Origin of the sequence: Actinocrinis sp. (genome assembly GCF_035946395.1) — a bacterium.
Classification (GTDB): Bacteria; Actinomycetota; Actinomycetes; order Streptomycetales; family Catenulisporaceae; genus Actinocrinis.
Genome location: NZ_DASYZI010000014.1, coordinates 1 through 9,252 on the forward strand (window position 1 = coordinate 1; position 9,252 = coordinate 9,252).

A 9,252-nucleotide genomic window follows, 5' to 3' on the forward strand; every position below is an offset into this window, starting at 1 on the left:
CAACGACCCGGCACAGGTAGCGGCAGCGTTCCGGCGGAACCTGAGCGCCGGCGGCAGCTTCGAAGGCGCATTCGAACGGATCGTGTTCGCCGTCCTCGACAAGACGGCAAGCCAACTGAACCTAACGGCGTTCCGCACCGCCTTTGATGCAGCCGAGTGAATATGAGTATTGAGGCAACCGCTGAGCCACTCGGCCGCATCACATGCAGCGCGCGAGCGTGAAACCGACATCGTAGGCAGACTGCCCGCACGGGTTGCTGCGTCGCATCAGGCCTCTGCCCCGCCCCCACCTGATCAGATCTCAAGCGCGATCTTGCTCGCAGTCGACTGCGCCTAGACATGTGACCAAGTGGTCACCTATTATCGTGGCGTGGCCGACGACGACCTCGTGTTCAAGGCTCTGGCCGACCCGACCCGGCGCCTGCTGCTGGACAAGCTCTTCGCACGGGACGGGCTCACGCTGACCGAACTTGAGTCGGATCTGGCCATGACGCGCTTCGGGGTGATGAAGCACCTGCGGGTGCTTGAAGAGGCCGGGCTGGTGGTCAGCCGCCGCTCAGGTCGGGAGAAGTTGCACTACCTCAACCCCGTACCGATCCGGATGATCCACGACCGGTGGATCGACAAGTACACCGAGCGCCAGGCCACGGCGCTCGTCGACCTCAAGACGCAATTGGAGCGGGAATCATGAGCGAAACGCGCGACGCGAGCACCACGCAGGTCTACCGCGTGTACATCAAGGCCACGCCCGAGCAGGTGTGGGACGCGATCACGAAGCCCGAGTGGACCGACCGGTTCGGCTACGGCGGAAAGACCGACTACGACCTGCGCGCCGGGGCCGCGTACCAGACGCGCCCGAGCGAGGCGATGATCAAGGCCGGGGCCGAGATGGGCCACCCCGTACCCGACACGATCGTCGACGGCGAGGTCGTCGAGGCGGACCCGCCGCACCGGCTCGTACTGACCTGGCGCATGCTGATGGACCTCACCGGTGCGCTCGCCGCCGAAGGTTTCACCCGGCTGACCTACGAAATCGAGAGCGCCGCCGGGGCGACCAAGCTGACCGTGGTGCACGAACTGCCAGGCGCCCCCCTGCTCTCAGCGCTGGTCTCCGGCGACAACGAGGCCTCGGGCGCCGGCGGAGGCTGGCCCTGGATTCTCAGCGACCTCAAGAGCCTTCTGGAGACCGGCAAGACGCTGGCACAGTAGATGCGGAAAAATAGACATGGGACCACATCCCCGATCCGCCGGGTCCCGATAGCCCGATAGCGTGGGGGTATCGCCGCGTGATTAGAGGGAGCCCCCATCCATGGCCGAGCTGGAGATCAGGACCGTGACGGACTCGTCCACGGAGGCGATCGGCGCGCTCTACGCGGAGGTCGGGTTCCGGCCCGGCCTGGTGATCGACGCCTTCTTCGTACGGGACGTGCTCGGTGGGGCGGTCTTTGCGGGACTGGTCGGCGGACGGACGGTGGCTGCGGCGGTCGCGCTGCCGTTTCCCGGCACCGGTTGGCTTGGCGGGATCGCGGTCTCGCCGGACTACCAGCGCCGGGGTTTCGGCGAGGTGGTGACGACGCACGCGATGCGGTGGCTCGCGGCTCGCGGCGCGGTGACGCTCCAGCTCAACGCGACGAAGGCGGGGCTACCGCTGTATCAGCGACTCGGCTTCCGGGTGGAGGGTGAAAGCGCCCAGTTCAGTGGGATGGTGCCTGTCACCGTGGCTACTGACGCGGCTGGTCAGGTGCGTGCTGCGGTGACTGCGGACCTGCCGGTCGCGATCGAACTCGACCGCGCGGCCACCGGAGAGGATCGCAGCAGCCTGCTGGAGTCGGCATGGCCGAATGCGGCGTATGCACGTGTATACGAGTCCCGCGCTGATCGTCGGGTTATCGGATACCAGTTGGCGCGCGATCCGGGATCGCTTGGCGCGATCATCACGGACGGTAGCGCGGAGGCCGAGGGATTCCTCGCCGCGTTGTTGTCTGGGGCGGCTGGGGTTGCGGACGGGGCTGAAGTTGAAGGAGGTGACGAGGCCAGTGCGCCCGGAGCGAGCGGGGCAAGTAGAGCGAGCGATGAGACCGGAGCGTCCGGAGCGTCCGGAGTGATCGGAGTAAGTGGAGCGAGTGGAGTCATCAGGGCGACCAAGGTGACCGGGGCGGCTGAGGCAACTGGGGCCGGGACGCGCACGATCTGCCTTCCGCTCGACAACACGGCCGCGGTCGACCAACTCCGGGCTGCTGGTTTCCAGGAGAGCCTGCGCACCACGCGCATGTACGCCGGCCCCCGCGTGTCGTGGGTGCCGGGGCGGCTGGTCGGCATGTTCAACTTGTTCTGGAGCTGACCGTTCTGGGGCTGACGCCGATTCGTACGCCTCGTCCCCGCCTCGTCCCCGTCCTGTCCCCATCCCCGTCCCGTCCCCGCACCCGTTCTAGGCCCTGCCCTGGTGCTTGTCCTCGTCCTCGTCCTCGTCCTCATTCGCGTTCTCGTCCTTGGCGTCCTCGCGCGCGACGGCGAAGATCGCAGTGCCCTTCCAGCACCGCCGAAAATCCGCGACGCTGGTCGTGCTGTCCGCGCCGTCCTGCTCGGCCGGGTCGTGGTAGCGCAGCTCCCCGCTGTGCCAGCCGGTCAGCACGATCATGTGGCCGGGGCTGCGGCGGTCCCAGGCCGGGCGGTAGATCGAGGCGATCGCCGGCTGGCCCGAGGCGACCGCCGACTTCAGCGTGTACAGTCCCTCGTCGATCATCTGGCTGCGCACGCGGCCCAACTCGGCCGCCGTCCCCTCGTCGGCGATCCGGCCGTCGAGGTACTCGCGCTCCCTGCCCTCCAGCAGGCGCCAGTTGCGCCGCCACGCGGTCAGGCCACGGCGGCCGAGCAGCCCGACCAGTTCGGTGTGGCGCCAATTGCGCTCGCCGCCCCACGCCCCGCTTTCGATCGCCTCGTGCAGCAAGGTGCGCATCTCCGCGTGCCTGTCCCAGAACCCCAGCAGCATGGCCAGGCACGCGATCCCGCAACTGCGCTCGGCCCAACCCTGCGGTGGCCGGGTGACCCCGGCGGTGGCGCAGAAGTCCGCGGAAGGCTCGTCCTCGGGCCTCAGATCCCACTGGTACACGAAAGGGATGTCCAGTGTCTCCAATGATTCCTCCCTAGGAAGCACTAATTAGTATGCTTGGATGAAGTCCGGCCCGCCACCGACAAACCGGCACTTACCGGCTGGCTGAGTGCGCCGGAGTGCCGACGCTTCGGGGAGGGGCGGTGGGCATGTCAGTTCCCGGTGTACTTGTTCCCGGTGCGCCGCGTCTCACCGTGGATTCCGTGTTGTTGGAGCGCGGCATCCTCAGCGCCTTCGCCACGCGAGAGGGAGGTTGCAGCGAGGGCGAGTTCGCGGGCTTGAACACCAGCGCCAGTGTCGGCGACGCGCCTGAGGCCGTGTCAGCCAATCGGCGTTTGCTCACCGCCGCGCTTGGGATCTCTGAGCTGCCACTGCTGACGGTCCGGCAGGAGCACGGCGCGCGGGTGATCCATGCGGATGTGGTGTACGCGGAAGCTGAGCACAGGGACGTGGCGGTGTCCGCTGGACCGGCGGTACTGTCACCGCATCTGGGCCCTGCGGACGTCATTGTCAGCACCTCGCCGGGGATCGCTCTGATGATCGGGACGGCGGACTGCCTGCCCCTGCTGCTGTGCGACCCGGAGGCCAGGACGGTCGCGGCGGTGCACGTCGGCTGGCGCGGGTTGCTGGCGGGCGTGGTCGAAGCGGCGTCGAGCGCCGTGCGGTCCGTGGCGGGGGCGCGGGATGCCCGAGATATCAGGGCACTGACCGGCTCGTGTATCTGTAGTGACTGCTATGTGGTCGGCGAGGATCTGCACGCGACTTTCGCGCGGCTCGTGCCGCGCGCGGCTGCGCGCAATCGGCGCGGGGCGCCGACCCTCGACCTGCGCGCTGCGGTCCACGCGAAGTTGGCGGCGTGCGGCGTGCAGCAGGTCGTCGCGACGGAACGCGAGTGCACGTACGAGAATCCGGCGCGCTGGTATTCGCGCCGCAGAGACGGCAAGACCGGCATTCAGGCAACGGTGGTGGCACTGCTGTGCTGAACACGACTGCGCTCGACATGACTGCGCTGACCACGACGGACCGCTAAGGAGCAGCGTTGCCCACGATCGCGGTGGTCCAGAACCAATCCGAGATGGCGCACTACGGATACGGGGACATGCGCCCTCTGCTTGAGGCGCACGGGTATCGCACGCTCCTGTTCACCGGCGACGACATCAGCGACCTGACGACGCTCATGAGCAGGGACGACCTCGACGCGGTCGTGCTCGCGTCGAACGCCCTGAACGACCGCACCATCTGGGACCACCTGGGCTCGCAGCAGTTCCGCGCCGCCCTCGCGCAGTTCCTGTCCGGCGGCCGCGGCCTGCTGTCGTTCCAGCAACTCGGGCTGGCGATGCGCAAGGGCCCGACGATGAATCTGCTCCCCGAGCCGCTCGACGCCGTCCTGCCCATGGTCCGGCCGAACGACGAGCGCACCGTGGACGGCGAGCCGCGAATCCCTGAGGGCACCAGACACGTCGCAATGCTCTACCCGTATCGGGTCGATGTAACGGCTTTGCGAAACCGGAGCACCACGTTTCCCAGTCTTCCCGGGCTCTACTGGCACTACTGGACGCAGGTCAACCGCGCCGACTGGGACGTGCTGCTCGCCGATCCCGGCGCCGACGGCTCGGAACGCGCACTGCTGATCGCGACCCGGGAGCACGCGCCACACCGAGTCGTCCTGTCGGCGCTGCCGCTCGACTGGCAGTTCCACGAGGACATCGTGACGAACCTGCTGCTGTACGTCGTTGAGGGGAGCCACAACACCGCCGTCCTGCACAGCGCCGGCGGCTCGGTCTCGTCGGACTACCTGCTGGCCAGTCTGCGCGCCAACCGGCTGGGCCACCGGGTGTACGACGCGCAGAGCCAGACCGGCGAACTGCTGCAACACATCCGTGACGGTGTGCACACCACGCTGGTCGTCGAGTCGCAGTCGCAGTCGCAGTCGCAGTCGCAGCCGGAGCCCACCGCCGCGCAGCCCACGGTTGTGCAGGACCCTGTCGTGCAGGACACAGTCCGGCGCGCGGTCGAATCCGGTATCGCCCGGACGATCGAGCTCGGCCGCTCCACGTCGCAGCACGGTCGTACGCTGCGCATCTCCAGCCGGCGGCTGTTCCCCGAACGCCTGCTGCGCGAGATCAGGGTACGCATCCACGCGGATCTTCAGGATCTCGACTACATCGACGACAGCTTCCTGAGGCACGTCTCCACGTTACAGAACCTTCACGCGCTCGCCGTGGCGGTCGGCGGATCAGAGCCCGAAGACGACTTCCGCAACGACATGGCCGGCGCGTGGTACATCATCGAACGCCACGACCGGCGCGGCTCCTACGACGACGTCTTCGGCGCGACCGTCGCGCTGTGGTGGTTGCGTACCCGCTACCTCGGGGCCGGGCACGAGTCCAGCAAGGCCACGACGGGGTGGCTGGCGAACGCGATCGACGGCTGTCCGCACCGTGAACAGGCGCTGGCCTTCGTCACCTTCGCCGATCTCAGGGCACTCACGCCCGCCGAGCTGGACCGCGTGGAGCAGATCCTGACCGAGGTGACCGCTCCCGGCAACGGGCACGCGACCGAGAGCGACACGATCCTCTACCTGCGCGCCGCGGTGGTCGCCGGCCGGACGGCGGCGATCGCCCGGTTGGTCGACCGGCTGGCGCACAGACAGCAGGATTCGGGCCGGTGGATCGATCTGACGACGACGGGCTCGGCAGTCAGCGCGCTCCTCGATGCTCGTACGCTGTTGCTCACGAAGATCGGCTATGAGCGAGTCGTCAGCCAGATCGAGACCCTCGCTCTGCGTGCCGTGATCCACATCCTCGACGGCCTGGATCCCGCAGTACTGCGTGGCGCCGGCTCGGTACGCGCGTACCCCTGGCAGGGCCGCGCCAGCACCAGCGCCACGTGTCTGCGTGCATGGATTCAGTTCGACTCACTGATCGACATCCCGGTGCGCGAGGTGGTCGACACCCTGCGCCGTGATGAGGGTGCGGCCGCCGAGGCGGCGTCGCTGCGCAGCGTGCTGGCCGTCCTCCAGGAAATCAAGTCCGAGGCGGTCGAACTGCGCGGCCAGCTGAACGATTCGCGGCGCGAACTGGCCCGGGCGAACCGCATACGAACGCGTACCCGCATGATCGCCGTCGGCGTGGCCGTATTCGTGTATCTGTTGTTCGCGCTCTTCATCGGTCTGGCCTCGGTCCCCGGCGTCGGCGGCCTGGCCACCGCGCTGCGCCGCGGCATCGTCGACGCGTGGGCGGTCCACGCCGGAGTCGTGGCAGCGGTAGCGGCGATCCTGACGGTGCCGTGGGAGCGGTGGTTCGGCCGACCGGGGCAAGGCCAGAGCCAGGACCAGCGATAAAGCCAGCGATAGCGCCAGTACCAGATTTAGAAGCAAAGGCTTGATCTGGAATGCATGACAGGAGGCTTATCGAGCTGTGTGGGCTTGGCCGGCGAGTTGTCGGTGTGGCGCTCGGGTCGCTGGCGATCGCGAGCACCGTGGTCGGCGGGCGGTGGCTGGGCTTCTCGACTCAGGACCTCGGCACGGTGTCAGCGTCGGCGCGTTCAGTCGGCGACGACGGGCTTTGGCTGAGCCACCTTTGGGTTGACGGTCGCGAGAACGAGGCCGACGTACAGTCGCTGCCGCCGAATGGTGCAGTGGTGCGGTAGCACGTCGGGCCGACCCAGGATGATCCGGGCCGGCCCGACTGCTGACTGGTGGTCGTCGAGCTTTGCTGATCCGACTGACTGACAGAGAGCGTCAGGTCAGGCCAATGCCAAGGTCACGGGCTGGTGCAACTGATACTGCTGGGTGCGGTAGCGCCGTTGCCGTTGGCGGTGAATCCGAATGTTGTCGAGGCTCCCGGCGCGAGGGTGCCGTTGTACGCGGCGTTCTTCACGGTGATCGCCCCGCTTGTGCCGCTGTTCGTGCCGTTCCACAACTGGGTTATCGTCTGGCCGCTCGCGAGCGTGAGGGGGACTGTCCAGCTGTTGATCGTGGACGATCCGCTGTTGGCCACTGTCACCGTCGCCTGGAAGCCACCGGTCCAACTGCTGACGACCGAGTAAGTGGCCTTGCAGGTGCCGGGGCCGCCGGGCGGGGTCGACGGCGGGGAACTCGTCGGGGGCTTCGTGCTCGGCGGCGTGGTGCTCGGAGGCGCGGAACTCGGCGGCGTCGAGGTGCCGATGGTGACGCTGGAGTTGCCGCTGCCGCCGCCCCAGGCCTCGGTTGCGAGGATTTGGTAGTTCATGGTGCCGAGGTTCATACCGTGGCTGGACCAGGCGTTGAAGAAGTTCTGGGTGGTGATGGTGCCGCTGCTGGTCGGCGAGGTGCGGATGGCAAGGTACTGCTCGAAGGTGGCGGTGCCCACGATGGAGGGTTGGTTGACCTGCTGGTGCTCGTAGATGCTGTACGTGCCGCCGTCGCTGGTCATCTGGCCCATGTACTGGCCGGCGGTGTTGGGGGAGCCGACGTAGTCCTCTTCGACGTAGTACTCGACCAGCGGGTTGGTCGACCAGCCGTAGAGGGAGACCAGCGTGGTGCCGCCGTTGGCGTTGAGGCTGCCGGAGAAGCTGACGGTCTGGTTGCTGCCGGGGTTCCAGCCGACGCCGTCGACGAAATCGCCGACGCCGCTCCAGGAGGTGGAGTAGCTGTTGCTGGAATTCAGCGTGATGCAGGCAGAGCCCTGCCCGTTGGTCCACATCTGGTAATACATGCCGCCGTTGTTGCCGGTCTGGCTGTTACAGATCGTCGTGGCGGCGCTGGCGGTGCCGGGCATCACCGTCGCCGCTAAAGCGAGCGCCGCGGCGCCGAGGCCACCGAGCAGCAGCCTGGCGCGCTTGCCAGGCAGCCGCAGGCGCCTGGGTCCGCGGGTTTCCAATGGGGTGGAACGCACGTATGCACTCCTTCCGAAATGAAGGTTCGCCGAGATAAGAGCCGATATGGGCCGCATGGTGCTGCCCATTCGCGTAATTGAGGTCGGCGGCAAAATTATTGGTACGGAATCCGGAGGAGTCAACGATTTTCGGGAATGTTTCGGACGCTTGCTTGCGGCAACGGAGAAGGCATGTTGGAATCGACGGCGATTCCAACGGTCATGAGTGTGGATTTACGCGTGAAAAGCGGCACGGCAACGCGGTGAGATGCATGCGCGAGGAGCTTGGCGGTGGCTGGATTAATCGAACAGTCGATAGTCGGTCGACATTATCCGACACGGCGGGTTTCACGACTTTCGCATCGTGGCGATCGTCGTCGGATCAGCGGTCTTTGCGGTGGCCGGCAGCGGCGCGGATTCACGGACGATGAGCCGCGTGGGCAGGATCAGCGCGGTCGGCCGGTCGCCGTCGATGAGGCTGATCAGCATTTTGGCCATTTCGTGGCCGAGGGCTTGGATCGGTTGGTTGACGGAGGTCAGCGGCGGGTCGGTGTGGCGGGCGATCGGCAGGTCGTCGAAACCAACGACGGCGACGTCGGCGGGTACCGAGCGGCCTTGTGCTTTGAGCGTGCGCAGTGCGCCTGCGGCCATGTTGTCCGAGGCTGCGAAGATCGCGTCGAGGTCGGGGTGGTCGGCGAGCAGCCGGGTGGTGGCTTGGGCGCCGCTGTCCTCGGTGAAGTCGCCGTGATCGATCCATGTGTTGTCGAGGCCGGCGAGGGCCATGGTTTCCTGGAAGCCGCGCAGACGATCGGCGCTGGCTCGGCTGTCGGATTGGCCGCTGATGGTGGCGATGCGGCGGTGTCCGGTCGCGATGAGGTGCTCGGTGGCCTGGCACGCACCGCCGCGATTGTCAGCGTCGACGTACCAGGCCGGTTCGCCGTGCAGGGGTCGTCCGCCGACGACGACGGGCAGGTCGAGTTGCTCGGTCAGGTGGTAGAGCGGGTCGTCCCCGCGCAGCGCGAGGAGCATGACTCCGTCGGCGCGTCGGGAGCGAAGCACTCGCTGCACGCGTTCCCTGCCGCGGCTTGAGCTGGCCAGTGCGAGCATCAGGACCAGGTCGGTGGTTTCCAGCGCCGCGCTGACGCCGACGATGACCTGGCCGAAGAACGGATCGGCGAACAGCGCCGGATCGTCGTGCGAGACGGCGAGGATGACCGCCCCGGCTCGCTGCGTGGCCAGCGCCCGAGCGGTGGGGTTCGGCACGTAGCCGAGCTCGCGGATCGCGAG

At 67.4% G+C, this 9,252-nt stretch carries 8 protein-coding genes; 5 read left to right on the forward strand and 3 right to left on the reverse strand.

The window, feature by feature from the left end:
• The first annotated feature begins 370 nt into the window (after nt 1-370).
• From VGS97_RS01190 to VGS97_RS01200, 3 genes are all read left to right on the forward strand, one after another.
• The gene (locus tag VGS97_RS01190) at nt 371-691 is read left to right on the forward strand and encodes a metalloregulator ArsR/SmtB family transcription factor (protein ID WP_326851258.1); all 321 of its coding nucleotides are present in this window, start codon (nt 371-373) and stop codon (nt 689-691) included.
• The gene (locus VGS97_RS01195) at nt 688-1,209 is read left to right on the forward strand and encodes an SRPBCC family protein (RefSeq protein ID WP_326851259.1); all 522 of its coding nucleotides are present in this window, start codon (nt 688-690) and stop codon (nt 1,207-1,209) included. The genes VGS97_RS01190 and VGS97_RS01195 overlap by 4 nt, the downstream gene beginning before the upstream one ends.
• 100 nt (nt 1,210-1,309) lie before the next feature.
• On the forward strand, nt 1,310-2,341 hold the full coding sequence (locus VGS97_RS01200; RefSeq protein WP_326851260.1) for a GNAT family N-acetyltransferase: 1,032 nt from the start codon (nt 1,310-1,312) through the stop codon (nt 2,339-2,341).
• Nucleotides 2,342-2,428: 87 nt separating this feature from the next.
• Here VGS97_RS01200 and VGS97_RS01205 read toward each other — a convergent pair whose 3' ends face one another.
• Nucleotides 2,429-3,133: a C39 family peptidase gene (locus VGS97_RS01205; protein ID WP_326851261.1), complete on the reverse strand. Its 705-nt coding sequence runs from the start codon at nt 3,131-3,133 to the stop codon at nt 2,429-2,431.
• A 185-nt stretch (nt 3,134-3,318) separates the two neighbouring features.
• Here VGS97_RS01205 and VGS97_RS01210 point away from each other — a divergent pair, with 185 nt between their 5' ends.
• Entirely contained in the window at nt 3,319-4,092 is a 774-nt protein-coding gene (locus tag VGS97_RS01210) for a polyphenol oxidase family protein (RefSeq protein ID WP_326851262.1), read from the forward strand.
• 56 nt (nt 4,093-4,148) lie between these two features.
• Nucleotides 4,149-6,452, forward strand: a complete 2,304-nt coding sequence (locus VGS97_RS01215) for a hypothetical protein (RefSeq protein WP_326851263.1) — start codon at nt 4,149-4,151, stop codon at nt 6,450-6,452.
• Between the two features lie 421 nt (nt 6,453-6,873).
• Here VGS97_RS01215 and VGS97_RS01220 read toward each other — a convergent pair whose 3' ends face one another.
• Both VGS97_RS01220 and VGS97_RS01225 read right to left on the reverse strand, forming a co-directional pair.
• Entirely contained in the window at nt 6,874-7,986 is a 1,113-nt protein-coding gene (locus VGS97_RS01220) for a glycoside hydrolase family 11 protein (RefSeq protein ID WP_326851264.1), read from the reverse strand.
• Nucleotides 7,987-8,313: 327 nt separating this feature from the next.
• Nucleotides 8,314-9,252, reverse strand: a 939-nt coding sequence (locus VGS97_RS01225; RefSeq protein ID WP_326851265.1) for a LacI family DNA-binding transcriptional regulator, incomplete at its 5' end; no start/stop codon positions are given.

What these genes read in the sequence shown, in the direction of transcription:
- VGS97_RS01195 (WP_326851259.1), top strand. Translation starts at nt 688, where the DNA reads ATGAGCGAAACGCGCGACGCGAGCACCACGCAGGTCTACCGCGTGTAC.
- VGS97_RS01200 (WP_326851260.1), top strand. Translation starts at nt 1,310, where the DNA reads ATGGCCGAGCTGGAGATCAGGACCGTGACGGACTCGTCCACGGAGGCG.